Source organism: Halorubrum sp. JWXQ-INN 858, assembly GCF_009806985.1.
Taxonomy (GTDB): domain Archaea; phylum Halobacteriota; class Halobacteria; order Halobacteriales; family Haloferacaceae; genus Halorubrum.
Genome location: NZ_WUAX01000016.1, coordinates 550,906 through 576,686 on the forward strand (window position 1 = coordinate 550,906; position 25,781 = coordinate 576,686).

Here is a 25,781-nt window from a genome sequence, read left to right on the forward strand (position 1 = left end):
TCACGAGCCCTTATAAGGGTGATCAGCATGAACCGATCGAACCCCTTCGACGAGATAGAGCAGTTCTTCGGACGAACCCCCTTCGGGGGCGACCGGACGTGGGGGCGCGAAGCGCCGTGGGCCCGGGGCCACGGGATGGAACACGCCGACGTGGACGTCGCCGACTACGACGACGAGTTCGTCGTGATGGCCGACCTGCCGGGATACGACCGCGAGGACATCGACGTCCGCGCGACCGACGGCCACCTCACCATCAGCGCCGAGCGCGACGCCGAATCCGACGCCGGCGAGGGGCGCTACCTCCGCCGCGAGCGTCGCCACGAGTCGGTCACCCGGACGATCGACCTCCCCGCCGCGGTGATCGAGGAGGAGGCCACCGCCGCGTACCAGAACGGCGTCCTCACCGTCACGCTCCCGAAGGAACAGGGCGACGACGACGCCGACGACAGCCACCGGATCGACGTCGAATAGCTCGCCGCCGTCCGGACGCCGAACTCATAAGCGAATCACGGAGGTTCGGTTATGAAGTGAGCGAGGCACGACCTCGCTGAAAAGCGGCGCTGTCCGTGAGCCCTCATGCGCGGATGGGATCGAGGCTCGTGCGAACGGGTTCGCTCGCGCGGAGAGGTCGCTTCGCTCCGAGTGGACGACCCGAGACACACCCACGGAAGCGAGCGATTGAACGAGCCGGAGCCGAGCGCCTTTTAACTAACACTAGACGCCCTTTTGGGTGACACTGATACCTTTTAACTAATGCGTAGATTCGTGTACGCGAGCGACTGCGGCGTCCCGTGAGACCGACGGAAACGGTCGTCGCCGTGGCGGTTGGTCTGCCGTGGCGATCGTCGCTTCCGGTGGCGATCCTCACTCCGTGATGTCGATCGCGGGGCGGCCCGGCTCGGCCTTGCGGACGACGTCGTCGGCGGCGTCCGCCGCGCGCGTGACGCTCACGGGCGCGTCGAACTCGCGTTCGATCAGCCACGCGGCCGCCCGGAGCGCCTCGTACTCGTCGTCGCCCGGCAGCGTCTCCGAGAGCGCCTCGCGCTCCGCCTGCAGGTCCTGTCCGTAGGCGGCGGCGGCGTCGCCCTCCTCGCGGATGTGGCTCTCCTGCATCAGTTCGCCGATGAGGTTGTCCGCGTCGCTCGCGATCGCGATCTCCAGCGCGTCGTACTTCCAGTCGGGCGCGATCACGACGTCGATGGCGGACGGGTCCTCGATGCCGGCGACGTCGACGATCTGACGGACGTCCTCGCGGGTGTTCTCCACCAGCCGACGGCGCATCTCGGCGGTCCCGCGGTCGGCGTCGGAGGTCGGCCAGTCGGCGTCGACGGCGAACGCGGGCGTCTCGCCCGGTTCGGCGTCCGTCTCCAGCGTCTCGTACAACTCCTCGGCCACGTGCGGCGTGACGGGCGCCAGGAGCCGGACGGCGACCGAGAGCCCGCGGTTCAACACCGCGGGATCGGCGGGGGCCGCGTAGTCCACGTAGTTGCGAAGCGTGCCGACGAGCCCCTGCGCCTCGCGCAGGGCGACGTTGAACGTGAGGTCGTCGTACTCCTCGGTGGCGACGGCGACCGCGGCGTCGATCTCGTCGTCGACGTAGGCGGCGACCGCGGGGTCGGGGTCCGCGTCCGTCACGGTCGAACCGCCGGCGTTCGCGTACTCCTCGACCAGCCGCGTGAGGCGGGTGATGAAGCGGTAGGTGGAGCGGACGCCCTCCTCGGACCAGTCGAAGTCGCGTTCGGGCTGGGCCGCCTGCATCATGAACAGCCGCGCGGTGTCCGCGCCGTACTCGTCGACGATCCGCTGCGGGGAGACGACGTTGCCGACCGACTTCGACATCTTCTCGCCGTCGAGCTGGACCATCCCCTGCGCGAGCAGGTTCGTGAACGGCTCGCGCGTCGTCAACCCCTCCGCGTCCGCGAGGAACTTCGTGACGAACCGGCTGTACAGCAGGTGCATCACCGCGTGCTCGATGCCGCCGACGTACTGGTCGACCGGCATCCAGTCGTCGGCGCGGTCGGGGTCGAACGGCGCGTCCGCGAGGTCCGGCGAGACGTACCGCAGGAAGTACCACGAGGAGTCGACGAACGTGTCCATCGTGTCCGTCTCGCGCGTGGCCGGGCCGCCACACTCCGGACACGTCGTCGCCTTCCACTCCTCGGCGGCGTCCAAGGGGTTGCCGGTCGTGTTGATGAACTCGGGGAGCTCGACCGGGAGGTCGGCCTCGGGGACGAGCACCGAGCCGCAGTCGTCGTGACAGTGGACGACGGGGATCGGGGTCCCCCAGTAGCGCTGGCGGGAGATCCCCCAGTCGCGCAGCCGGTACTGCGTCGTGAGCGCCGCGCCGTCCGTGTCGGCGGTGATCGCCGCGCGGGCGTCGGCGCTCCGGAGCCCGGAGTAGTCGCCGGAGTTCACCGCGACGCCGTCGTCGGTGAACGCCGCCTCGCTCACGTCCGGCGCGTCGGGGACGGCGTCCGTCTCGGGGTCGTACCCCTCGGGCTCCGGCGCGACGACGGGGACGACGTCGACACCCGTCTTCTCGGCGAACGCGTGGTCGCGGTCGTCGTGACCGGGAACGCCCATCAGCGCGCCCGTCCCCACGTCCGAGAGGACGAAGTCCGCGACGAAGACGGGGAGCTCCGCGCCCGTGACGGGGTTCGTGGCCGTCAGCCCGGTGGCGACGCCGTTCGGCTCGTCGCCCTCGGGGTCGGCGACCTCCTCGACGAACTCGCGGACGTCGTCGTCCGCGGCGACCAGCTCCTCGGTGATCGGGTGATCGGGCGCGAGCGCGAAGAACGTCGCCCCGAAGGCGGTGTCCGCGCGCGTCGTGAACGCCTCGACGGACTCGTCGACGCCGTCGCCGGAGACGGCGAAGGTGAGCCGGGTCCCCTCCTGGCGGCCGATCCAGTTGCGCTGCATCTGCCGTACCGAGTCGGGCCAGCCGTCCAGGTCGTCGATGCAGTCGAGTAGCTCGTCGGCGTACTCGGTGATCGAGAGGAACCACTGCTCCAGCTCGCGCTGCTCGACGAGGTGGTCACAGCGCCAGCAGCGCTCGTCTTCGCCCTCGACCTGCTCGTCGGCGAGGACCGTCTCGCAGTCGGGACACCAGTTGACCTCGGCGTCGCGCTGCTCGGCGAGCCCCTCCTCGTGGAACCGGCGGAACAGCCACTGGTTCCACTCGTAGTAGTCGGGGGTGCAGGTCGCGATCTCGCGGTCCCAGTCGTAGCCGAACCCCATGGATCGCATCTGTCCGCGCATCGTGTCGATACAGTCGAACGTCCAGTCGCGGGGGTTCGTGTCGCGCTCCTTGGCGGCGTTCTCCGCGGGGAGGCCGAACGCGTCCCACCCCATCGGGTGGAGCACGTCGTCGCCGCGCATCCGGCGGTACCGGGCGTACGCGTCGGTGATCGTGTAGTTGCGGACGTGACCCATGTGGAGCTTCCCGGACGGGTACGGGTACATCCCGAGGACGTACGTCGGGTCGTCCACGTCGTCCGGCGTGCGGTACACGGAGGCGTCCGCCCACGCCTCCTGCCACCGTTTCTCGACCGCGGTGTGGTCGTAACCCTCCTGAGACATCTGCTTATATACTGGTGGTGTGGTCGGCGTCGTATACCTTTCCATCCACCGATGGGGCGTCGCAGGCCCCGATGGCGTCGGGAGAAACTATTTGCGCGCCGACCCACGACGTGGGGTATGGCCCTGAAGAAAGCCCTCTACTACGGCGCGATCGCGATCGCGATCCTGATCGCCGTCACCGTCGTCGTCTCGGTCCTCACGACGATCCTGAGCCTCGCGTGGGCGATCGTCTCGGCGGCGGTGTCGCTCGCCGTCCTGCTCGGGCTCGTCTACGTCGCCTATCGGGTCGGCAAATGGCTGTTCGGCGGAAGCGACCGCGGCGGAAGGACGACGGACGGGATCGGGACCTCCGGGTCGTCGACGACGAGCGAGCCGGCCGACCCGCAGGAGCGCCTCCGCATGCAGTACGTCGAGGGGCAGATCAGCGAGGCGGAGTTCGAGCGCCGGATCGAACGCGAGCTCGAAACCGAGTCCGTCGAGGACGAACTGGATAGGGAACTGAACCGCGAGCGGTGAGCGGGACAGCCCCCGCAGCCACCCGATCAACGGTGCTCTCCCGGCTGATCGCGGTCCCCGACCGATCGTGTTCCTCGATCACCCGTGCTTCCCGACCGATCGTGAGCGGTCGGTCTACTCCCGAACCGCACGCACGACGAGGTAGACGAACGGCGTGTCGACGACCGCGATTAGCAGCTTGAGCAGGTACTGCCCGACGACGAGCGTCGCCGCCGCGCCGATCGGCATCGACATTCCGATCCCGAGGACCGCTGGCGCGACGACGAACGCGACTCCGACGAAGATCACGGTGTCGAGGACCTGGCTGGTCGCCGTCGAAGCGAGGTTGCGGAGCCACAGCTTTCCCGGCCCGGTTCGGTCGCGGATCGCGTGGAAGACGACGACGTCGTAGTTCTGGCTGACGACGTACGCGAGCAGGCTCCCGATAACGACGTTCGTCGCGGGGCCGAGCGCGGTGTCGAAGGCGGCGGCGACCTCGGGGTCGATCCCGGGCGACGCGAGCGTCGACCACACCAGCGCGAGGACGACGAAGTTCATCGCGAACGCGACGTTGACGACGACCTGCGCCGCGCGCCGGCCGTACAGCTCGGCATAGCAGTCCGACGCGAAGAAGGTGACCGCGTACGCGATCGCCGCGCCGGGGAGGAGGATCTCCGGGCCGATCGCGGGCAGCGCCACCGGGAGCGGCAGGGCGAGGATCTTCGCGGCCGTCACCTGCGCGGTCGCGAGCGCGGTGACGAACAGCGCGACGAGCGCGACCTGCGCCACCGCGGGGCGATCGAGCGGGTCGCCGGCGTACGGGTGCTCACTCATCGCGCTCGGCGGGCTCGTCGTCCCCGTGGACCTCGGCCTCGTCGATCAGGCGACCGTGGCGCTCGTCGATCTCGTCGAGGACGTCCAGCGTCTTGCGGATCGACGCGCGGACGGCGTCGCTGCGGTTGACGAACTTCCCGTCGTCCCCGACGTGCTCGTCGAGGTCGGCGAGCAGCTCCCCCGGGATCTCGACGCTTATCTTGGGCATACTCGAGGATTCTCTCTCGAATATAAACCTGCGTCGGATCGCGCCGACGGGTGGCGGTGCCACGCGATCGACCCGGGTGTGACGGTCCTGCATGGCCGCCTACGGAACGAAGCCCTTACAACCGAACGGTGGGTACGTTCGCCAACTCGCTGGAACGGACGTCAGCGGGCACTCGCCGCCGCGCCGGGGGACCCGACGCGGGACGAGACGAAATGTGGCCGCCTCGCGGCTGAATCGCAAGCGTCCGTGGACACGACAATGGCACGAAGCTTCTACTCGCACATCAAGGAGGCATGGCAGTCCCCGAAGGAGGGGAAACTCGCAGAGCTGCAGTGGCAGCGCAAACAGGAGTGGCGCGACGAGGGCTCGATCGAGCGCATCGAGCGTCCCACCCGCCTCGACAAGGCCCGCGAGCTGGGCTACAAGGCGAAACAGGGCATCGTCGTCGCCCGCGTGAGCGTCCGGAAGGGCGGCGCGCGCAAGCAGCGACACAAGGCCGGCCGCCGCTCGAAGCGGCAGGGCGTCAACCGGCTCTCGCGGCGCAAGTCGATCCAGCGCATCGCCGAGGAGCGCGCCTCGCGGAAGTACCGCAACCTGCGCGTGCTCAACTCCTACTGGGTCGGTGAGGACGGCTCGCAGAAGTGGCACGAGGTCATCCTCGTGGACCCCGCTCACCCCGCCATCGAGAACGACGACGACCTCAACTGGATCTGCTCGGACAAGCACAAGGGTCGCGCGTTCCGCGGGCTCACCTCCGCCGGCACGAAGGGCCGCGGACAGCGGAAACGCGGCAAGGGCACGGAGAAGACCCGACCGAGCGTCAGCGGTAACCGTCGCCGCGGCAAGTAACACGGTCGTCGACGGGGCGGTCGCGCCCCACCGGTCGCACACCACCGGTCGTACCTCGGTTCGCACGTTTTTTACACGGTTCTCGCACGCGGCTCCACACCGTTCACAGACGTTTTTAAGGCGCTCGTTATCGCGATCCTACGATCCGCAGGCCGCCGCGGGGGCCCCGCCGACCCACCGCCCGTCCCGGTGGCGGCTTTATAGGCGTTCGGCGGATACCTCGGACCATGAGTCTCTCGCTGGACGCCACACAGCTCGATCGGTACTCGAGACACATCATCATGGACGAGGTCGGGCCGGCGGGGCAGCAGCGGCTGCTGGAGGGTCGCGCGCTCGTCCTCGGTGCGGGCGGCCTCGGCTCGCCCGTCGTCCAGTACCTCGCGGCCGCGGGCGTCGGGACGCTCGGGATCGTCGACGACGACGTCGTCGAGCGATCGAACCTCCAGCGGCAGATCGTCCACGGCGACGCCGACGTCGGCGAGCCGAAGGTCGAATCGGCACGGCGGTACGTCGAACAGCTCAATCCCGACGTCGACGTGGAAACCCACGAGACGCGTCTCGACGTCGACAACGCCCGCGAGCTGATCGGGGACTACGACCTCGTCGTCGACTGTGCGGACAACTTCCGGACGCGGTACGTCGTCAACGACACCGCCCGGATCGAGGGCGTCCCCGTCGTTCACGGGGCCATCTACAAGTTCGAGGGACAGGCGACGACGCTCGTTCCCGGCGGCCCCTGCTACCGCTGTCTGTTCCCGGAAGCGCCCGAGCCCGGGACCGTCCCCGACTGCGCGACGACGGGCGTGCTCGGCGTGCTCCCCGGCACGGTCGGCTGCATCCAGGCGACCGAGGCGGCGAAGCTCCTGCTCGACGTCGGCGAGACGCTCGACGGGCGGCTCCTCTTTTATGACGCGATGGGGATGACCTTCGAGACCGTCGACTACGAGCGGAAGCCCGACTGTCCCGTCTGTGGCGCGGACGGGATCGACACGCTCGACGGGATCGACTACACGGGCGGCTGTCGGATCGACGCGGACTGACGACGGCCGCGGACTGACGACGGCCGCGGGCGGACGGACACGGCCCGTCCCGTGACCGGCTCAGAACGGCCGGTGTGCCGTTCCCGTCCCCGCATCCGCGCCGTCGTCGTCCCCCGCGAACCCCGACCGCACGCACCAGCGACAGTACCGGTACCCCGGGCGGTTGTCGGCACCGCAGTGGCGACAGACGACCACCTCCTCGGCCGCCGGCAGCGGCGGCGGGTCGATGGCCGGTTCGGTCCCGGTCCCGGTCCCCTGCCGCTCTCCGTCCTCGGCGGCAGCCGGCGATTCGTCGTGTTCGGCGGGTCGACCCGCCGCCTTCCCGGGTCGGCGGTCGTCCCCGTCACGGAGGAAGTCGCGAACGTCGTGATCGCCGCGGACGAACAGCCAGACGATCACGAGGTTGCCCACGAACACGGCGACGACGAGCAGGAGCAGTGTTTCCACCGCCATACATGGCGTGTGTTACCACTCAACAACCAAATGTGTCACGGTGGGGCGGGGAGGTCGACGAAGCCAGCCGAGCCGGTGGGACGGGGGAGCGGATCGGAACAGTCGGCTAGAAGGTCGATCGGAAGCAGGACCGATCGGTTAGCTGGCGTACGTCTCCTCGAGGTAGGCGACGATGTCGTCGCTCTCGGACATCCCCTCGATCCCGTTCGCCTCGTCGACGAGGACCGGGACGCCGGTCTGTCCGCTGACCGCCTCCACGTCGGTCCGTTCGCCGTGCGAACGGGGAACCGAGATCGAGTCGTACTCCAGGTCCAACTCGGCGAGTTTCTCCCTGACTTTCGCACAGTACGGACAGCCCTCGAGTTCGTACAGCTTCAGGTTCGTCATCGCCGGGACCTACGACGCCTACGGATAAAGAAGTCGGCGGTAGATGCGAGCGGCGCACACGACCGTCGTGTGCGGGCGGGCGTGACGGAGCGCGATCAGCCGCGTCGGCCGTCCCCACCGTCGGCCCGGGTTCCGAGCGGCGGGCGGGTTCGGTCCCGCGGGATCCGGTCGACGCGGCGGTCGTGGACGTCGGCGTGGCAGTCCGGACACAGCGTGAGCAGGTTCCCGAGGTCGTTCGACCCGCCGTTCGCCCGGGGAACGACGTGGTGGACGTCGAGGCGTCGCGCGGCGGTCCCCTGTATCGACGCGTCGGGCGGGCGTTTCAGCGTTCGTCCGTCACGGGCACGCCACCGCGCCGCACCGTCGAGGGCGTGGAACCGCCCCGCGGGACAGAGCGCACACCGGAACTTGTCGCGGAGCCGGACGCGCGCTTTCGTCTCCCACGCCGGCTGCGGCGAGCGGTACGCGAGCGGGCCGTTCGCCGACAGCTTCGACAACAGCTCGCTCACGGTCAGGGCGGGCGGGTCGGGGAGCTCCCGGAGCTTCCACGCGCGAACCGCCTGCCACTCCTCGGTTCGCCGGCCGTTCATGCGCCGACTATGCCGTCCGCGCGGTAAAACCGACCGCTCTCGGACCCGCCGCGTCGACGGGGTCGCCCCCGTCAGAAGAAGACGCCGCTCGTGGTGACGTAGAAGTACGCGACGAACGCCAGCGCGATCCCCCACTGGCCGGGGTGGACGTCGCTCCCTTCGCCCATCGCGGTCTTCACGACCGGGTACGCGATCAGCCCGGCGGCGAGCCCGTTCGCGATGGAGGCGGTCAGCGGCATCACCGTGATCGTGAGCCCGCCGGCGATCAGCCACGCGGGGTGGTCCCACTCGATGTCGACGACGCCCTGCAGCATGAGCAGCCCGACGACGATCAGCGCGATGTACGCCGCGAACGACGGGACCGCGGTGACCAGCGGGATGACGACGAGCGAGACGAGGAAGAGGGCGGCGACGACGAGCGCCGTGAGCCCGGTCCGACCGCCCTCCTCGATGCCGGTCGCGGACTCGATGTACGTCGTCACGGTGGACGTCCCGAGCGCCGCGCCGACGGTCGTCCCGACCGCGTCCGCCATCAGCGGCTTGTCCATCTCGGGGAGGTCACCGTCCTCGTCGAGGAAGCCGGCGAACTGCGAGACGCCGATGAGCGTGCCGGCGGTGTCGAAGAAGTCGACGAAGAAGAACGTGAACACGACGAGGGTGAAGACGAGCGGGTCGACCTCGCGCAGCCCGTCGACGAACGCGCCCGCGAGCGGCGTGATGTCGTACTGCGGCTCGGCGAGCTCCGCGGGAGTGACGGTCCCCCGATCGAAGAGGCCGGCGAACGTGAGCCCCCACGCGAGCAGCGTCGTCGTGAGGATCCCGATCACGATGGAGCCGGTGACGCCGCGGGCGTACAACACGAGCGTGATGCCCAGTCCGAGCAGGCCGAGAAGCGCGACCGGGCTACTGGCGATGTCACCGAGCTGGACGAGCGTCGCGTCGTACGCGACGGCGATCTGTAGCTCCTGAAGCCCCAGAAACAGCAGGAAGACGCCGATACCGGCCCCGACCGCGAACTTCACCGGCTCGGGGAACAGCTCGATGACGTACCGTCGCGCGCCGACCGCGGTGAGCAGGACGAACAGGATCCCTTCAACGAACACCGCCGCGAGCGCGGTCTGCCACGGGACACCGAGCGCGGCGACGACGGAGAAGGTGAAGAAGGCGTTCAGCCCCATCCCGGGCGCGAGCCCGAACGGGCGTTTCGCGTACAGCGCCATCACGAGCGTGCCGGCGACCGCCGCGAGGATCGTCACGATCGCGAGCATCTGGAACACCTCCGGCCACGTGTAGACGACCCCGTCGATCGTCGTCTGCTCGGCGGGCGCACCCGCCTCGTGGTCCCAGAGGATCGCGTCCGCGAGGATCGCGGGGTTGACCACGATGATGTACGACATCGCCAGGAAGGTCGTCAACCCGGCGACGAACTCCGTACGGACGTCGGAGCCGTTCTCGTCGACGTCGAACCGTTCGGCAAGCGTCTCGGTGAGGCCCATTGAACGGTTGTGCGTATTCCCGGATCGGGATATAAGCGTTACCTTCGAGAACCAGCAGACATACACACACGTGTATTGATTCCGCTCAGTTCGGAGAGGAGCCGGAGAAGTATGCACGAAGACGTATCATCAAGCGAGTGGAGGGACGACGCCTCGGCCTCACCGCTCCGTCCGACAACTGTTCGCTCCGCGCCCGCACCTACTCGACCCGCCCGGCGATCACTCGAACGTCTCCAGCGCGCCGACCGGCGCGTCGGTGATCTCGCGGGCCCGGTCCATCCCCTCGTCGCCGACGGCGATGAGGGTGAACACGCCGGTGACGTCGGCGTCCGCCTGCATCGCGATGTCCAACAGGAGCTCCTGGGTCTCGCCCGATCGGATGAGGTCGTCGACGACGAGGACGGTGTCACCCTCGTCGATGGCGCGCGCCGGGAGGTAGTAGGTGAGCTCGATCCCCGAGGCGAGCCGCTGGCGGGACTCGATGAACTCCTCGACGGCCGTCTCCTTCGACTTCTTCGCGTACGCGAGCCGCGCGTCGAAGAAGGAGGCCATCGCCGCGCCGAGGGTTATCCCGTCGGTCGCGGCCGTCAGGACGACGTCGGGCGACTCGAACTCGAACGTCTCGGCGGCGACCGGCGCGACCAGGTCGAGGAACGACTGGTCGAAGACGACGCCGGAGTTGTCGACGTACCCCTCGTCGTCGAACTCGACGCGGGCGATGAGCTCCTCGGCGAGCGCGTCGCGACCGACCCCCTGAACGACTTCTCGGGCGCGATCGGTCCCCGGCAGCACGTGTCCGTTCACGTAGCGGTTTAAGTCACCAGCGGGCAGCCCCGTCACCGCGGACAGCTCGTCGTACGTTCGCGTCTGTTTCAACACCCGCAACACGGCGACCGCCTGCAGCTGGAGGGTCGCCTTCTCGGCTCGGTTCATACGAATGATCGAGATTACACAAGTATGAATACATCGAAGTCGATCGATCGGAGGATAACCACACATGTGGGCCAGAACCACGCGTGGAGTTCACACATCCAGGAGGCAGCCGGCGTCGACCCGGGCTACTCGATCTTCAGGAACCGGGCCGCGTACCCCGGCTCCTCCCGCCGGGGCGTCACGACGATGAACGAGTGGGGCGGCAGATCCGCGAGCCGGCGGGGCAGCCGCGCCAGCTCCGGGTCCCAGCCGACGTTTCCCTGCCGCGGCGAGACGGGCATCACGAGGTCGTTCGCCTCGGTTCGGCCACGGAGCGTCCCGTCGAGCGCCTCCCAGTCGGCGACCCCCTCGAACGTCCCCTCGATCTCCGGGTCGACCATGCCGAAGAGCCGCTCGTACTGCCGGGGATTGTCGCCGACGACGTACACGTGCAGCTCGGCCCCGAGCTTCTCGGCGAGCCGTTTGACGACGTGGACGGACTCGTAGAACCCCTCGTGGTGGTCGACCCCCGGCGGCGTGACCACGAAGATCCGCTCGGTCGTGTTGAGCGGGTGCCCGAGCCGGGAGACGAGCACGGGCACCGTCGTCCGGCCGAGCACCTGGTCGATAATGCTCCCGAACGCCCGGTTACTGAGCGACCGCTCGGCGTCCCATCCCATCACGATCAGCTCCGCGCGCGTCTCCGTGCTCGCCCGCACGATCCCGGAGGCGATGCTGTGGTTCACGCGCGTCTCTGACCGGACGGGAACCTCCGCGGCGTCGGCGATCTCGGACGCCTCCGCGAGCCCCGCCTCGGCCTCCGCGACGGCGTCGTCGTCGTCGCCCGATCCGTCCGGTTGAACGACCGTCAGGAGGTGCACCGGACTCTCGGCCAGCTCGTCTTTGAGCGTGAACACGAGCTCGAGGAGGGGACGCTGGCGCTCCGCGTTCATCGACAGCGGGAGGAGCACCCGCGGGTCGAACTCCCCGGCCTCGCCGGGCTCCACGTCGCCGCCGAGCGCCAGTCGCGTCCCGTATCGCTCGGTGAGCCACGGGCTGAGAACGGCCGCGACGAGCATCATGAGGACGACCGCGTTGAGCACGTCCGCACCGAACAGCCCGGCGTCGTACCCGACGAGGGTGATCGCCAACGCCGCGGCGGCCTGTCCGACCGACAGCCCCGTGATCACGCCGAACTCCTCGCGGTCGTACCCCTGGATCGCCGAGACGATCCCGGCGGCGGCGACCTTCGTGACGAGCATGGTGGCGACGATCACGCCCGCGACGAACAGCGTTCGCGGCCCGTCGAGGATGACACCAGGATCGACCAACATCCCGACGTACAGCAGGAAGAAGGGGACGAACAGCGCGTTCCCGACGAACTCGATCCGGTTCATCAGCGGGCCGCCGCGGGTGACCAGCCGGTTCAGCGCGATGCCGGCCACGAACGCCCCGAGGATGTCGGAGAGCCCGAGCACCTCCGCGAAGCTGGCCGCCCCGAAGATGGCCGCCGCAACCAGCAGGAACTCGAAGTAGCTCTCCTGGCTCGTGTTCCGGAAGAACCAGCGGGCGATCGGCGGGAGGACGAACCAGACGCCCGCAAAGAGCACGGCGATCGACGCGAACACCTGTCCGAAAAGCAGCGCGGTCAGCTCCCCCTCGACCGCCCCGAGCACGATGGCGAGCACGACGAGCGCCAACGTGTCGGTAAAGAGGATCCCGCCGAAGACGGCGGTCACCGCACGGTTCTTCGTCACGTCGAGCCGGTTGACGACGGGGTACGCGAGCAGGGTGTGTGAGGAGAACACGGCCGCGAGCAGGAACGACGCCCACGGGTCGAGCCCGAGGACGGAGATCCCGACCGCCGAACCGATCACGAACGGGAGAAAGAAGCTCGTCAGCCCGAACAGCGCCGCGTTCTCCGGGGCGGCCGCGAACCCGCGGAGGTCGAGTTCCAACCCGACGGTGAACAGCAGATAAACGAGCCCGACGTTGCCTAGGAGGACGATCGCGTCCGTCTCCGCGAGGACCCCGGTCCCGTTCGGCCCGAGCATCGCGCCGACGAGGACGATGCCGACGATCCCCGGCAGGCCCGCACGCTCGATCAGCATCGGCGCGATCAAAAACGTCGTCAGCGCGAGCGCGAACACGATCACCGGCTCCTCGATCGGGAGCGAGGGGATCGACAGGGCGAGCGGATGCGCGGAGAGGGAGGGATCGAACGACTGGAGCTGAAGGACGGGCGTCGGAGACGTCGACGGGAGCGGAGACATTGTGAGGGACCTCGTCAGCGGCGAACGATGTCGTCAGCGGGAATCGATGTCCGCGACGAACGATGTCATCAGCGGCGGGTCGGAGCGAACGCCGGTATCAGGGCGCTTCGCCCGTCTCGATGCTGAAGGAGTCGCGCGGGTACGCCACGCACGTCAGGGTGTAGCCGTCGTCGAGCTCGGAGTCGTCGAGCATCTGCTGGTTGTCGTGTTCGATGTAGTCCTCGGACGGGCCGTCCGTGATGTGGCCCGCACAGGAGACACACTGCCCCTGCCGGCACGCGTACGGGAGGTCCCAGCCGTGCTCCTCGCCCTGGTCGAGGATCGTCTCGTTGTTGGCGAGCTCGATCGTCTCGCCCTCCTTGAGGAACTCGACCTCGAAGTACTCGACCTCGTCCTCGGGGATGTCGGCCGGGCCGGCGGACGCAGCGCCGCCCTCCTCGAGCTCGCCGCCCTCGCCGTCGCCGCCGGCGGGGATCGCGCCGCCGCCACCGCCGCCGCCGATCGCTCGGTTACCGGGCTCCGGGAAGTCGGTTTCCGGCACGGCCGCGGCGCGCTTCTCTAAGACCTCGTCGGAGATGTCCGCCGTCGGCTCCCACCCCGTTCCTTTCAAGGAGCTGACGAGGACGACGGCCAGCGTCGCGATCGCCGCGAGCGCGATCGCCAGTGGGTCGTACATATCGCCGCCTACGGAGAGGTTCCTTAAGGCGGTTTTGATCGGCCCGAGTCCGTGGCGGCTCGTCCCGTCGTCTACGCCCCCCTCTCGACTCGCTCCGTCACCCGTCGTTCACCGACTCATCCCGTCACCCGTCTTTCACCGACTCATCCCGTCACCCGTCCTTCACCGACTCACTCCGTCACCCACAGCCCCGCCGCGCCGATCGCCGCGAGCGCCATCGACGCCGCGAGGAGCCCGAACGCCGGCCTGAACCCGGAAACGTCGGCGACGACCCCCACGATCCCCGGCGCGAGCGCGCCCGCCCCCATCAGGAGGGTTCGGACCACGCCGAGCCCGCCGCCCGCGAGCCAGTCGGGGAGGATCTCCATCAGATACGCGCCGCGGACCGGGCGGTAGCCGTGCGCACCCAGCCCGAGCGCGATCACGAGCGCCCCGAGCGTGATCGCGCCCGCGCCGGCCAGCAGGACGACGCCCACGAGGGCGGCCGCCGCCAGCCCCAGCGAGACGACCATGACGGGGAATCGGCCGACCCGGTCGGAGACGTCGCCGGAGAGCAGCTGGACGAACGTCACCGCGAACAGGGCCGAATAGAGGAGACTCGCCGTCGTGGTCGCCAGCCCCGCCTCCTGTGAGAGGTACAGCGGCAGGAACGCGACCGTGCCGTTGTACGCGAACGAGAAGGCGATCGTCACCAGGACGAACGCCGAGAACCGGACGTCCCGGAACAGCGTGAGGTAGTCGCGGGTGCCGGGCTCGGGGCCCTCGGTTTCGACCCCGCGGTCCGCGTCGTCCGGGAGTCGCTTCGGGACCCGCAGCAGGAACGTCGCCGCCAGCGCGAGCGCGACGAGCCCGCTCACGAGGAACAGCCCGCGCCAGTCCGCGCCCGGGAGCCGGGCGAGCAGGACCGCGAGCGCGGGGGGCGCGGAGACGAAGAGCACGATCGCCGCGGGCGCGACGACGCCGCCGAACGCGCCGAACGTGTCGTGTGCCCCCAGCGCGCGTCCGGTTCGGGAGGGATAGACGCGGGAGAGCAGCCGGACCGCGACCGTCTTGTGCGCCCCCGTACCGCCCCCGATGACGAGCATCGCCGCGACGAGCACGGCGAACGGCGAGTCGGCGACGAGCGCGAGCGCCCCGAGCCCGGCGACGGCCACCCCGGCCACGATGACCCGGACCGCGCCGACCCGGTCGGCGAGCGCGCCGCTGGGGAACTGCATCAGCGCGTAGACGATCATGAAGCCGGTGAACGCGGTGCCGATCGCGGCGTTGCTGACGCCGTAGCTCCCCTGGAGCGGCTCGAACAGCGGTGGGAACGCGTACCGCAGGAACTTCCCGAGGAACCAGATCAGCGCCGTCAGCAGGAGGACGTCGTAGTCGACGACCCGCTTGACGTTCATCGCGTGCCCTTACCCAGTCGGGCGCTTAAAAGGGAGGGACCCGGCAGAGCCGGCAGGAACGACGGAGGGCGGGAGCGATCAACCGAACGGACCCTTGCCGCCGCCCATCATGTCGCCGAGGCCGCCGCCACCGCCCATCTTCTTCATCATCCGCTGCATGTCGCCGTCGCCCATCCCCTGGAACTGGCTGATGGTCCGCTCCATCATGCTGTGCTGTTCGAGCAGCTGGCGGACCGTCTCGACGTCGGTCCCCGACCCGCGGGCGATCCGCTCGGTCCGCGACTGGCCGACGACCTTGGGGTTCTCGAGCTCCTCGTCGGTCATCGAGTCCATGATCCGCTCGAACTTCCGCATCCGGTCCTGCGTGACGTCCATCGCGTCGTCGGGCAGCTGGTCCATCATCCCGCCGCCCATCCCGGGGATCATGTCCATCACCTGATCGAGCGGCCCCATGCGGTTCATCGCGTCCATCTGCTTTTGCATGTCCTTGAGGGTGAAGTTCCCCTCAAGCAGCTGCTCGGGGTCCCAGTCCTCGTCGTCCTCCTGTGCCTCCGCCATCGCGCGCTCGACGCGCTCGGAGAGCTGCTTGAGGTCGCCCATCCCGAGCAGCCGGGAGATGAACCCGGACGGCTCGAAGCGCTCGATGTCCTGGACCGTCTCCCCGGTCCCGAGGAAGGCGATGGAGGAGTTCGTCTCGTTGACGGCCGTCAGCGCGCCACCACCCTTCGCGGTCCCGTCGAGCTTCGTGATCATCACGCCCTCGATACCGATCGCCTCCTCGAAGCGCGTCGCCTGGTCCTTCGCGCCCTGGCCGATCGCGGCGTCGAGCACGAGCAGCGAGCGGTCCGGGTTCACCTCGCGTTCGATCTCCTCGATCTCCGCGATGAGGTCGTCCTCGAGCGCGTGCCGGCCGGCCGTGTCGACGATGTGGACGTCGGCGTCGGCGGTCGCTTCCATCCCCTCGCGGGCGATCTCGACGGGGTCGTCGCCGTCGGGGTCGCCGTAGAAGTCGACCTCCGCGCGCTCGCACATCTGTTTCGCCTGGTCGTACGCGCCGGGCCGGAACGTGTCGGTCTGGATCACGGCGGGGCGGAGCCCCTTCTTCGAGAACCACCACGCCATCTTCGTGGCGGAGGTCGTCTTCCCCGACCCCTGGAGCCCGGCGAGCATGATCGTCTGCGGCTCCAGCGGGAGCTCGGTGGAGTCGCCGACGAGCGCGACCATCTCCTCGTAGACGATCTTGAGGACGTGATCGCGTGCGGTGGTGCCGCCGGGCGGCTCCTCCTCCAGCGCGCGCGTCTTGATCGAGTCGGACAGCTCCATCACGAGGGAGACGTCGACGTCGGCGGAGAGCAGCGACCGCTGGATCTCCTTGACGATCTCCTCGACGTCGTCCTCGTCGAGCCGGGCCTTCCCCTGGAGCTTGTCGAGCGTGCCCCGTAGGGACGTCCCGAGGTCGTCGAGTACCATTTGCCGGACCGTAGACGGTCCACGCGGTAAAGGCTTCCTTCGTCGGCGGCGCGTCCGCGATCAGTCGTGGAGGTCGTACGTCGTCTCGGGCGCGCCGTAGTCGTAGCCGTGCGCCTCGTGGAACGCGACGAACGAGACGATCCGGTCGACGAACGCCTCGGGGTACTCGCGGTACGGGTGATGGCCCGCGCGGTTCACGACCTCCATGTGGACGCGCGGGTTCTCCTTCGCGAGCAGCTCGTACAGCGAGATCCCGGCCGTCAGCGGGACGGTCGGGTCGTCTCGGCCCCAGTACACCAGCGTCGGCATCTCCAGTCGACCCTGCCGGATCCGACGCTGCGCCAGCGACATGTGCGCCTCCATGGAGTCGAGCCAGACGTCGAGTTGCCCCTCGGCCATCCCCTCGGCGACGCGGCGCGCCTTCGGCCGGGTCGCCATGTACCCCGCCGCCATCGCGTCGGCCTCGGTGACGTGGTGGGGCGAGTACTGGTACTGCTCGTACAGGTGTTTGAAGCGGTCCGCCTCGTACGTCGGGCTCGATTCGTCGGACGGGGCGTCCCGCAGCGCCCGCGTCTTGAAGAAGTCCTTGTTCGGCGCGGTCGGCGACAGCGTCGCGCTGTTGACCACCGTGAGCGTCGCGACCCGGTCGGGGGCTTCGACGGCGACCCGGCCCCCGATCCCGCCGCCGCGCGACTGGCCGACGACGTGGAACGACTCGAGCCCGAGGGTGTCAACGAACGAGAGCACGTGCTCCAGCTCCGCCCCGTACACCCAATCCGCGCGGTCGTCAGGGACCTCGGTCAGCCCGCACCCGAGCCGGTCCATCGCCAGCACGCGGTGTGAATCGCTCAGCGCGTCGACGATCGGCGTCCACGTGTTCGCGCTCGCCGTTCCGGACCAGTTGCCGCCGTGTAAGAGTAAGACCGGATCCCCGCGACCGACGTCGTAAAAGCGCGTCTCGATCCCGTCGACGCGCTCGGTTACCCCGTCCACCTCGACGAACGACGCCTCCAACCCGCCCACGGACCCGTCCTCTGGAACGTCGCCGTACGCGTCCGACGCGTCGGCGTCTGTGCGTGACATACCCACGAACGGTCCGCGAGAACGAAGTAACTTCGCCAACCGGCGGCCCGAGACGCGGGGAAAGACGAGCGAGACGGAGCTCGCGACCGGGTCGAGCGCGGTGCGGGATGCGGGGCGGGATGCGGGGCGACCGGCCGCGACGGCCCCCGTTATAAACGGCCTCGCAGCTCTCGTTTATAAGCCACCTCGCCGATCCCATTTATAAACGGTTCCAGTAGTTCTACTTATAAGCGACTTCCCGCCTGCAGCGGGGATCCGCGCCGTCGACGTTCGACGCACGGGGCCGCTCACCGGTCGTCGACGAGCCGCGCGCCCGCCGCGTGCGTGTGACAGACGGCGGGGTCGTAGCCGGCGTCGGACAGCCCGGTTCCGAGCGCGAAGACGCTGCGGCCGAGCATCGCCATCGCCGCGGAGCCGCCGGCCGCCTCGACGTCGTCGATCGCCGCGGCGACCTCGGGGACGAGCAGGTCCGCGCGCGCGGCGAACTCCCGGGCCGCGGTCATGAGCGTCGGCAGCCGCGGGTCGCGCCGGACGCGGGTCAGCGCGCGCTCGCCGGCGTCCGAGAGCGCGGTCGTGTCGCCCGCGAGCACCGCCTCCGTCGACAGCTCGCCGAAGGTGACGTACTCGATCCGGGCGTCCGCGGGGATCCCGTCCAGCTCGCCGTGGCCCGGCGCGCCGGGCTGGAGGCGGATCGGGACCCCGCCGCGCGCCTGCGCGACGACGTCGCCGAGGCCCGTCCCGCGCCCGACCTCCGCCTCGTGGGCGATCCGGACCAGCTCGTTCTCCGAGCGCCCGGCGTCGACGGCGTCGGTGACGGCGAGGGCGGCCCCCAGCGCGGCCGCCCCGGAGACGCCGAAGCCGGCACCGACCGGGAGCTCGCTCTCGAGACGGATCCGTACCGCGTCCCCACGGACGCCGAGCGCCGCGAGGACGTCGTCGACCGCGCCGATCGTCGCCGGCTCCCCGTCCAGCGTGAGCCGGGCGGCGGCCTCGTCGTCGGAGGCAGCGGCCCCGTCGTCGATATCGACCGTCACCTCGACGCCGTCCGTGAGGGTGATCCCGGCCCCGCGCGACCCCGCGACCGCCGGCCGCTCGTCCGGGTGCGCGCTAAAGAAGGCCGTCACGTGCCCGGGGACGAAGGCGGCCCCCCGTTCCGTGGTCATGTCCGGTCGGAAGGGGAGGGGTCGATTAACGGTTGTTATCCCGGCCGTCGCGCCGCGAAGGGATTTATAAGCGGAGCGACCCGATTGCCGGCTGTTCGACTCGGGCGAGCGCGTCCCGTAGCGGCCGGGCGGACGCCACCGCCCCGCGACCCACACGGTTTCACGCGACACCACGCGATCACACGACTCCACACGCGATCACGCGACCCCACACGACCTCGTGTGACCGCACACGGTTTCACACGACCCCACACGACATCACACGACCCCACGCGACCCACACGACTCCACACGATCACACACCCCATGACCGACACACGGATCGGCGTCGACGTCGGCGGCACGTTCACCGACGTGACCCTGCTCGTCGACGACGACCTCATCACGGCGAAGGTACCGACCACGAACGACCAGAGCGTCGGCGTCATCGAGGGCGTCCACAAGGCCTGTGCGACCGCCGGGATCGAGCCGGCGGCGGTCGACGCCTTCTCGCACGCGATGACCGTCTCGGTGAACGCCCTCCTCGAACGCGACGGCGCGGACACCGCGCTCGTCACCACGGCGGGGTTCCGCGACGTCCTCGAGATCGGCCGACAGGCCCGACCCTCCCTCTACGACCTCGACGCCGAGAAGCCGCCGACGCTCGTTCCGCGCCGTCGACGCTTCGAGATCGACGAGCGGGCGACGCCCGCGGGGATCGAGTCGGCCGTCGACGACGACGCGGTCCGCGAACTGGCCGCCGAGATCGACGCGACGGACGCCGAGAGCGTCGCCGTCTGCCTGCTCCACGCGTACGCGAGCCCGGAGAACGAACGACGGGTCGCGGCGATCCTCCGCGAGACGCTCGACGTCCCCGTCTCCGCCTCACACGAGGTGCTCCCGGAGTTTCGCGAGTTCGAGCGCACGGCGACGACCGCCGCCGAGGCGTACGTGACCCCCGGGATCGACGGCTACCTCGGCCGCCTGCTCGACGAGAGCCGTGAGACGGGGCTCCCGGACCCGCGGATCATGAAGTCGAACGGCGGCGTCGCCGACGTCGACACGGTCCGTGAGAACGCGGTGACGACGGTGCTTTCGGGGCCCGCGGCGGGCGTCGTCGGAGCGGCCGCGTCCGTGGAGGGCGACGGGATCGCGTCCGTGGAAGGCGACGGGATCGAAACCGAGGCGAACGACGACACCGCGGCCGCCGAGGGCGTCGTCACCTTCGACATGGGCGGCACGTCGAGCGACGTGAGCCTCGTCCGCGACGGGAGCGCGGCGCGCACCGCCGAGACGGAGATCGACGGCATCCCCGTCCGGACCCCGATGGTCGACGTCGACACCGTCGGCGCGGGCGGCGGCTCGATCGCCTGGACCGACGCGGGGGGCGCGCTGCGCGTCGGCCCTGAGTCGGCCGGCGCGGACCCCGGCCCCGCCTGCTACGGGAACGGCGGGACCCGACCCACGGTGACGGACGCCAACGTCGTGCTCGGCTACATCGGCCCGGACGCCGCGCTCGGCGGCGAGCTCTCGCTCGACGTCGACGCCGCACACGACGCGCTCGACCGGCTGGCCGAGGCGGCCGGGCTCGCGGACGCGACGGCGGCCGCGCGCGGGGTGTACCGCGTCGCGAACGCGACGATGACCCGCGCGATCCGCTCGGTGACCGTCGAGCGAGGACACGACCCGCGCCGGTTCGGCCTCGTCGCCTTCGGCGGGGCGGGACCGATGCACGCCGCGGCGCTCGCCGAGAGCCTCGGGGTCTCGCGCGTGATCGTCCCCGGGCCGGCCGGAGTCCTCTCGGCGTACGGCCTGCTCGCGGCCGACGAATCGCACGACGCGGTCCGGACCGTCCGGCTCCCGCTCGACGGCGACCGACCGTCGAGGGACGTCGCCGCCGCGGGCGACGAGGTATACGACGAGCTCGTCGATCGCGTGCTCGAGGACGCGTCGGCCCCCGAGGCCGCGCGGGTCGAGCGGGCCGCCGACTGCCGGTACGTCGGACAGAGCTTCGAGCTGACCGTCCCCGTCGACGGATTCGACCCGAAGACGGTCGCCGCGCGGTTCCAGGACGCACACGAGCGCGCGTACGGGTACCGGCTCGACGCGCCGGTCGAGGCGGTCAACCTCCGGGTGAGCGCGACCGTCGACGTCGACTCGCCGACCGTGACCCACACGGGCGGGAGCGGCGACGCGACGGTCGGGGCCCGAACGGCGACGTTCCCGGGGGCCGGAGCCGTCGAGACGACGGTGTACGACCGGGACGGGCTCGCCGTCGGCGAGCGGATCGAGGGGCCGGCGGTCCTCGAACAGGCGGAGAGCACGACCGTCGTACCGCCCTCGTGGGCGGGGAGCATCCGACGGAACGGGGCGCTCGTGCTCGATCGGGCGGCGTCCGACGGCGGGGTCGACGACGTGGCGCGCGGGACGGAGGCGGGACGATGAGCGACGCGATCGACCCGGTGACGCTCGAGGTGGTGCGGAACCAGCTCGAGGGCGTCGCCGAGGAGATGGGACAGGTCCTCATCCGCGGCGCGTACTCGCCGAACATCAAGGAGCGACAGGACTGCTCGACCGCCCTGTTCGACGCCGCGGGACGGATGATCGCGCAGGCAGAACACATCCCGGTCCACCTCGGCGCGATGCCGGAGGCGGTCGACGCCGTCCTCGAGCGCGACCCGAACCCGGGCGACGTCTTCGTCCTCAACGACCCGTTCGCCGGCGGGACCCACCTGCCGGACGTCACGCTCGTCTCGCCGATCGCGATCGGCGGCGGGATCGTCGGCTACGCGGTCTCGCGTGCACACCACGCCGACGTCGGCGGAATGGCCCCCGGCAGCATGCCGGCCGGCGCGCGCGAGATCCACCAGGAGGGACTCAGGATCCCGCCGATTCGGCTGGTGAAGGACGGCGAGCGCGACGCGGCGCTGTTCGAGCTGCTGCTCGCGAACGTCCGGAACCCCTCGGAGCGGCGCGCGGACCTCCGCGCACAGGTGGCCGCCAACGAGCGCGCGGAGACACGGGTCCGCGCGCTGATCGACGAACACGGGCTCGACCGGCTGGAACGGGCGTTCGACGCGGTGATCGACTACTCCCGCGACCGGGTCGTCGAGGAGATCGCCTCGCTTCCCGACGGAACGTACGCGGCGACCGACGTCCTGGAGGGCGACGGGGTGACCGACGCGGACGTGCCGATCGCGGTCGCGGTGACCGTCGCGGACGACCGGATCGCCGTCGACTTCTCGGGGACCGCCGACCAGGTCGAGGGGAACCTCAACGCCCCGCTCGCGGTCGCCAAGAGCGCGGTGTACTTCGTCGTCCGCTGTGTGACCGACCCGGAGATCCCGCCCAACCACGGCTGTTACGAGCCGATCGACGTCCACGCGCCGGTCGGCTCCCTGTTGAACCCGGAACCCCCCGCGGCCGTCGTCGGCGGCAACGTGGAGACCAGCCAGCGCGTCACCGACGTGACGCTCGCCGCGATCGCCGGGGCGGCCCCCGACCGCGTCCCCGCCGCGAGCCAGGGGACGATGAACAACGTCACCGTCGGCGGCCGGGACGGCTCGTTTACCTACTACGAGACGATCGGCGGCGGGTTCGGCGGTCGGGCCGCCGCCGACGGGATGGACGGCGTGCAGGTCGGCATGACGAACACGCTCAACACCCCGATCGAGTCGCTGGAGACCGAGTACCCCCTCCGCGTCGAGCGCTACGCGCTCCGCCCGGACAGCGGCGGTCGCGGCCGGTTCCGAGGGGGACTCGGGATCGAACGCCGCGTCCGTGTCGGGACGGACGCGACGGTGTCGCTCCTGACCGAACGCCGGCGGCACGCCCCGCAGGGAGCCGACGGTGGAGGGCCCGGCGCGCTCGGCGAGAACCTGATCGACGGCGACCCCGTCGACGCGAAAACGACCGTCGACGTGTCGGCCGGCACCACGGTCACGGTGAGGACGCCCGGCGGCGGCGGTCACGGCGACCCCGCCGACCGCGACCCCGAGGCCGTCGACGAGGACCGTACAGACGGGAAAGTGAGCGACCGATAACGAGAAGGAGCGAGCGGGCGCGGAACCGGCGGGCGGGAAGCGAGCGAGTGCGGAATCGGCGAGCGGAAAGCGAGCGGGTGCGGAACCGGCGGCCCCGGCGTCACTCCGCCCGGTCGAACGTCAGCTCCAGGCAGGCGCAGGCGTCCGTTTCGGGGTCGAAACAGTCGGGACACTCCGGGCGGCGGTCGATGATCGTGTCGAGGCGGTCGGCGACGGTCCCGTCGATGACGGCCTCGAGCTCCTGGGCCTCCGCGCGGAACTCCTCGACGCCGAGCACGTTCGCGAGGAACCGCTCGATGATACAGTACGTCCGGAGCGCGTCGCGGGCGCGGACGATGCCGTCGTCGGTGAGCCGAACGCCCTTGTACTTCTCGTGTTCGGCGAGGCCGCGCTCCTCGAGCTTGCCGATCATCTCGTTGGCGCTGGCCGGGCTGACGTCGAGCGCGTCGGCGATGGCCCCCGTCGCCGCGGGGCCGTCCGAGCCCTGTTGGATGACGTAGATCGCCTTGAGGTACTGTTCCGCGGTGTTCACGCGTCCCCTCCGTAGCCGCCGCCGGACGGTCGTCGCGTCGCTTCGATCGTCGCTGGAGTCGTGTTCGGGGGCGTCATCGTCGCTCCATGATCTCGGTTACCTCGCGCGCGCCGTCGGCCTCCTCCTGTCGGATCGTCCGGAGCGTGTCGAGCAGCTCCGCCCGGTCCAGCGAGAACTCCGCGTCCGACTCCTCGATCGCCGTGATGAGGTCGTCGTAGAACTTGTAGGCGGTCTCCTCGTTACAGAGCTGGTCGTACAACACGCCGTCGAAGTCGTCGGGCTGCGTCCGGCCGTACCGCGCCTCGACGAGCGACTCGATCTCGTCGAAGGGGACGCTCTCGACGCCGAGCCCCTCGATCAGCGCTTCGAGCCGCTCGCGGTGTTGTGCCGACTCGGCGGCCGCGTCCGACAGCAGCGTCTCGATCTCCTCGTCGAGGTCGGCGTCGAGGCTCCGGTAGTGGTGGTACGCCCGCGCCTCGACGACCTCCTCCAACACGATGCCGATCTGGAGCAGGCGGGCGAGCTGGTCGTCGGACGTGACCCGATGTCCGACGCTCACTGTACCCACCCGGCCGACGCACCCGTTCGCATACGGTCCCACGTCGGAGCCTGGTCGACTTAAGCGGTTCCCTCGGCTGTCGGCCCCGTTCGTCGGCCCCGTCCGTCGACCCCGTTCGTCGGCCCCGTCCGTCGACCCCGTTCGTCGACCTCGTTCGTCGACCTCGTTCGTCGACCCCGTTCGTCGACCCCGTTCGTCGGCCCCATCCGCTGACCTCGTCCACCGAACCCATTCATCGACCGAGCCGTGCGGAACCGATCGCGTCTTTCGGGGGTGTGATTTATGTACCTCAGCCGAGACGACCGAGCCATGAGCGTGTTTTATAAGTGGGGCGCGGGGCGGCACCCGGGCCATCCCACCATCGTCGACGCGTACGACGACTACCTCGTGACGGAGGACGGCGACGAGATCGTCGACGCGGCCGCGGGCGCGGCCGTCGTCAACCTCGGCCACTCGCTCGACGGGATCGGCGACGTCATGGCGGCCCAGGCCGACCGCGTCGGCTACGTCTCCACGTCGCATTTCACGACCCCGTCGGTCGAGTCGGTCGGCGAGACGCTCGCGGCGATGACCCCCGGATCGCTGAACAACGCCTTCTTCGTCAACTCCGGGAGCGAGGCGGTCGAGTCGGCGATCAAGCTCGCCCGGGAGTACCACCTCGCCCGCGGCGAACCGACCCGCGAGACGGTGATCGGGCGGTGGCAGTCGTACCACGGCGCGACGCTCGGCGCGCTCGCCGCCTCGGGCAACACCGGCCGCAGAACGGCGTACAAGCCGTACCTCCAGGACTGGCCGAAGATCGGACCCGCGTACCCGTACCGCTGGGATCACGAGGGGACGCCCGAGGAGCAGGCGGTGGCCGCCGCCGGCGAGCTGGAGCGACTCATCCGGCAGGAAGGTCCCGAGACCGTCGCCGCGTTCGTCGCCGAGCCCGTCGGCGGGTCGAGCATCCCCGCCGCGCGCCCACATCCCGCGTACTACCGCGAAGTGAGCCGGATCTGTGCGGAACACGACGTCCTCTTTATCGCCGACGAGGTGATGGTCGGGTTCGGCCGGACCGGTGACGCCTTCGCCTGTGAGGGGGCGGGCGTCACCCCCGACCTGCTGGCGCTCGGAAAGGGGCTCTCTGCCGGCTACGCGCCGATCAGCGCGACGATGGTGAGCGACCACGTCGTCGAGACCCTCGAGGAGGCCTCGCGGTCGTTCTACCACGGCCACACTTACAGCGGGAACCCGATCTCGACCGCGGTCGCCGAACACGTGCTCGACCGGTACACCGACGACCTGTTCGCGGCGGTCCGCCGGCGCGGCGACCGGCTCGAACGGTCACTGGAGCCGCTCGCGGAGAGCCCGATCGTCGGCGAGATCCGGCGGGCGGGGCTCCAGCTCGGCGTCGAGTTCGTCGCCGACCGCGAGACGAAGGCCCCGTTCGACCCGGACGCCGGTGTCGCCCGACGGATCTACGACGACGCCCTCGAGAACGGGGTGTACGTCTACCCCGGCGGGAACAGCGTCGACGGGCAGGCCGGCGACCACCTGATGCTCTCGCCGCCGCTCACGGTCGGCGACGACGCGATCGCGGCGATCGGCGACGCCGTCGTCGCCGCCGTGAACCGCGTCGCCGCCGCTGAAGGCCGGGAGACGGTGTAGCGAGCGGCGGACGGCAAGCGGGGCGGCGGCCGTGCGGATGGCCGTACAGGCGGTCGTCGACGCCGCCACTCCCGGGACGGCGGACGAAACACGAAAAACACGAAAAGGACGAA

The 25,781-nt window shown here is 70.1% G+C and carries 23 protein-coding genes; 7 read left to right on the forward strand and 16 right to left on the reverse strand.

What is annotated here, in order from left to right; genetic code table 11:
* Positions 1 to 27: 27 nt before the first annotated feature.
* Positions 28 to 471, forward strand: coding sequence for an archaeal heat shock protein Hsp14 (hsp14, locus tag GRS48_RS14575; protein WP_159487808.1), 444 nt, complete (start codon positions 28 to 30; stop codon positions 469 to 471).
* 393 nt (positions 472 to 864) lie between these two features.
* Here hsp14 and leuS read toward each other — a convergent pair whose 3' ends face one another.
* Positions 865 to 3,579: a leucine--tRNA ligase gene (gene leuS, locus GRS48_RS14580; RefSeq protein WP_159487810.1), complete on the reverse strand. Its 2,715-nt coding sequence runs from the start codon at positions 3,577 to 3,579 to the stop codon at positions 865 to 867.
* Between the two features lie 117 nt (positions 3,580 to 3,696).
* Between leuS and GRS48_RS14585 the strand changes: the two genes are divergently transcribed.
* Positions 3,697 to 4,095: a hypothetical protein gene (locus tag GRS48_RS14585; protein WP_159487812.1), complete on the forward strand. Its 399-nt coding sequence runs from the start codon at positions 3,697 to 3,699 to the stop codon at positions 4,093 to 4,095.
* 114 nt (positions 4,096 to 4,209) lie between these two features.
* Here the strand turns inward: GRS48_RS14585 and GRS48_RS14590 are convergent, their stop codons facing one another.
* On the reverse strand, positions 4,210 to 4,908 hold the full coding sequence (locus tag GRS48_RS14590; protein WP_159487814.1) for a queuosine precursor transporter: 699 nt from the start codon (positions 4,906 to 4,908) through the stop codon (positions 4,210 to 4,212).
* The gene (locus tag GRS48_RS14595; protein ID WP_159487816.1) at positions 4,901 to 5,116 is read right to left on the reverse strand and encodes a type II toxin-antitoxin system ParD family antitoxin; all 216 of its coding nucleotides are present in this window, start codon (positions 5,114 to 5,116) and stop codon (positions 4,901 to 4,903) included. The genes GRS48_RS14590 and GRS48_RS14595 overlap by 8 nt, the downstream gene beginning before the upstream one ends.
* A 258-nt stretch (positions 5,117 to 5,374) precedes the next feature.
* Between GRS48_RS14595 and GRS48_RS14600 the strand changes: the two genes are divergently transcribed.
* Positions 5,375 to 5,965 carry a 50S ribosomal protein L15e gene (locus GRS48_RS14600; protein WP_159487818.1) on the forward strand — a complete coding sequence of 197 codons (591 nt, stop codon included), beginning with the start codon at positions 5,375 to 5,377 and terminating at the stop codon, positions 5,963 to 5,965.
* Positions 5,966 to 6,192: 227 nt separating this feature from the next.
* Entirely contained in the window at positions 6,193 to 7,005 is an 813-nt protein-coding gene (locus GRS48_RS14605) for a molybdopterin-synthase adenylyltransferase MoeB (RefSeq protein ID WP_159487820.1), read from the forward strand.
* Positions 7,006 to 7,065: 60 nt separating this feature from the next.
* Here GRS48_RS14605 and GRS48_RS14610 read toward each other — a convergent pair whose 3' ends face one another.
* The 11 genes from GRS48_RS14610 to GRS48_RS14660 all read right to left on the reverse strand — a co-directional run bounded on the left by GRS48_RS14610 (position 7,066) and on the right by GRS48_RS14660 (position 18,905).
* The gene (locus GRS48_RS14610) at positions 7,066 to 7,458 is read right to left on the reverse strand and encodes a zinc ribbon domain-containing protein (RefSeq protein WP_159487822.1); all 393 of its coding nucleotides are present in this window, start codon (positions 7,456 to 7,458) and stop codon (positions 7,066 to 7,068) included.
* A gap of 138 nt (positions 7,459 to 7,596) precedes the next feature.
* Positions 7,597 to 7,845, reverse strand: coding sequence for a glutathione S-transferase N-terminal domain-containing protein (locus GRS48_RS14615; RefSeq protein WP_159487824.1), 249 nt, complete (start codon positions 7,843 to 7,845; stop codon positions 7,597 to 7,599).
* Between the two features lie 95 nt (positions 7,846 to 7,940).
* Entirely contained in the window at positions 7,941 to 8,435 is a 495-nt protein-coding gene (locus GRS48_RS14620; protein ID WP_159487826.1) for an HNH endonuclease, read from the reverse strand.
* 71 nt (positions 8,436 to 8,506) lie between these two features.
* The gene (locus tag GRS48_RS14625) at positions 8,507 to 9,931 is read right to left on the reverse strand and encodes an NCS2 family permease (RefSeq protein WP_159487828.1); all 1,425 of its coding nucleotides are present in this window, start codon (positions 9,929 to 9,931) and stop codon (positions 8,507 to 8,509) included.
* A gap of 219 nt (positions 9,932 to 10,150) precedes the next feature.
* Positions 10,151 to 10,864, reverse strand: a complete 714-nt coding sequence (locus GRS48_RS14630; RefSeq protein WP_159487830.1) for a phosphoribosyltransferase family protein — start codon at positions 10,862 to 10,864, stop codon at positions 10,151 to 10,153.
* A 125-nt stretch (positions 10,865 to 10,989) separates the two neighbouring features.
* Entirely contained in the window at positions 10,990 to 13,116 is a 2,127-nt protein-coding gene (locus GRS48_RS14635; RefSeq protein WP_159487832.1) for a cation:proton antiporter, read from the reverse strand.
* A gap of 97 nt (positions 13,117 to 13,213) precedes the next feature.
* The gene (locus GRS48_RS14640; RefSeq protein WP_159487834.1) at positions 13,214 to 13,792 is read right to left on the reverse strand and encodes a 2Fe-2S iron-sulfur cluster-binding protein; all 579 of its coding nucleotides are present in this window, start codon (positions 13,790 to 13,792) and stop codon (positions 13,214 to 13,216) included.
* A 170-nt stretch (positions 13,793 to 13,962) separates the two neighbouring features.
* Positions 13,963 to 15,189, reverse strand: coding sequence for an MFS transporter (locus tag GRS48_RS14645; protein ID WP_159487836.1), 1,227 nt, complete (start codon positions 15,187 to 15,189; stop codon positions 13,963 to 13,965).
* 78 nt (positions 15,190 to 15,267) lie between these two features.
* Positions 15,268 to 16,659, reverse strand: a complete 1,392-nt coding sequence (locus GRS48_RS14650; RefSeq protein ID WP_159487838.1) for a signal recognition particle protein Srp54 — start codon at positions 16,657 to 16,659, stop codon at positions 15,268 to 15,270.
* Positions 16,660 to 16,719: 60 nt separating this feature from the next.
* Positions 16,720 to 17,742, reverse strand: coding sequence for an alpha/beta fold hydrolase (locus tag GRS48_RS14655; RefSeq protein ID WP_159487840.1), 1,023 nt, complete (start codon positions 17,740 to 17,742; stop codon positions 16,720 to 16,722).
* Between the two features lie 287 nt (positions 17,743 to 18,029).
* Complete coding sequence (locus GRS48_RS14660; RefSeq protein WP_159487842.1) at positions 18,030 to 18,905, reverse strand: pantoate kinase; 876 nt, start codon at positions 18,903 to 18,905, stop codon at positions 18,030 to 18,032.
* 306 nt (positions 18,906 to 19,211) lie between these two features.
* Here GRS48_RS14660 and GRS48_RS14665 point away from each other — a divergent pair, with 306 nt between their 5' ends.
* Positions 19,212 to 21,329 carry a hydantoinase/oxoprolinase family protein gene (locus GRS48_RS14665; protein ID WP_159487844.1) on the forward strand — a complete coding sequence of 706 codons (2,118 nt, stop codon included), beginning with the start codon at positions 19,212 to 19,214 and terminating at the stop codon, positions 21,327 to 21,329.
* Positions 21,326 to 22,927, forward strand: a complete 1,602-nt coding sequence (locus GRS48_RS14670; RefSeq protein ID WP_159487846.1) for a hydantoinase B/oxoprolinase family protein — start codon at positions 21,326 to 21,328, stop codon at positions 22,925 to 22,927. Before GRS48_RS14665 ends, GRS48_RS14670 begins: the two co-directional genes overlap by 4 nt.
* A gap of 100 nt (positions 22,928 to 23,027) precedes the next feature.
* Here GRS48_RS14670 and GRS48_RS14675 read toward each other — a convergent pair whose 3' ends face one another.
* Positions 23,028 to 23,459, reverse strand: a complete 432-nt coding sequence (locus GRS48_RS14675) for a metal-dependent transcriptional regulator (protein ID WP_321168479.1) — start codon at positions 23,457 to 23,459, stop codon at positions 23,028 to 23,030.
* Between the two features lie 73 nt (positions 23,460 to 23,532).
* Positions 23,533 to 24,018, reverse strand: coding sequence for a ferritin-like domain-containing protein (locus GRS48_RS14680; protein ID WP_321168480.1), 486 nt, complete (start codon positions 24,016 to 24,018; stop codon positions 23,533 to 23,535).
* 282 nt (positions 24,019 to 24,300) lie between these two features.
* Here GRS48_RS14680 and GRS48_RS14685 point away from each other — a divergent pair, with 282 nt between their 5' ends.
* Positions 24,301 to 25,668 carry an aspartate aminotransferase family protein gene (locus GRS48_RS14685; RefSeq protein WP_235028076.1) on the forward strand — a complete coding sequence of 456 codons (1,368 nt, stop codon included), beginning with the start codon at positions 24,301 to 24,303 and terminating at the stop codon, positions 25,666 to 25,668.
* Positions 25,669 to 25,781 lie beyond the last annotated feature (113 nt).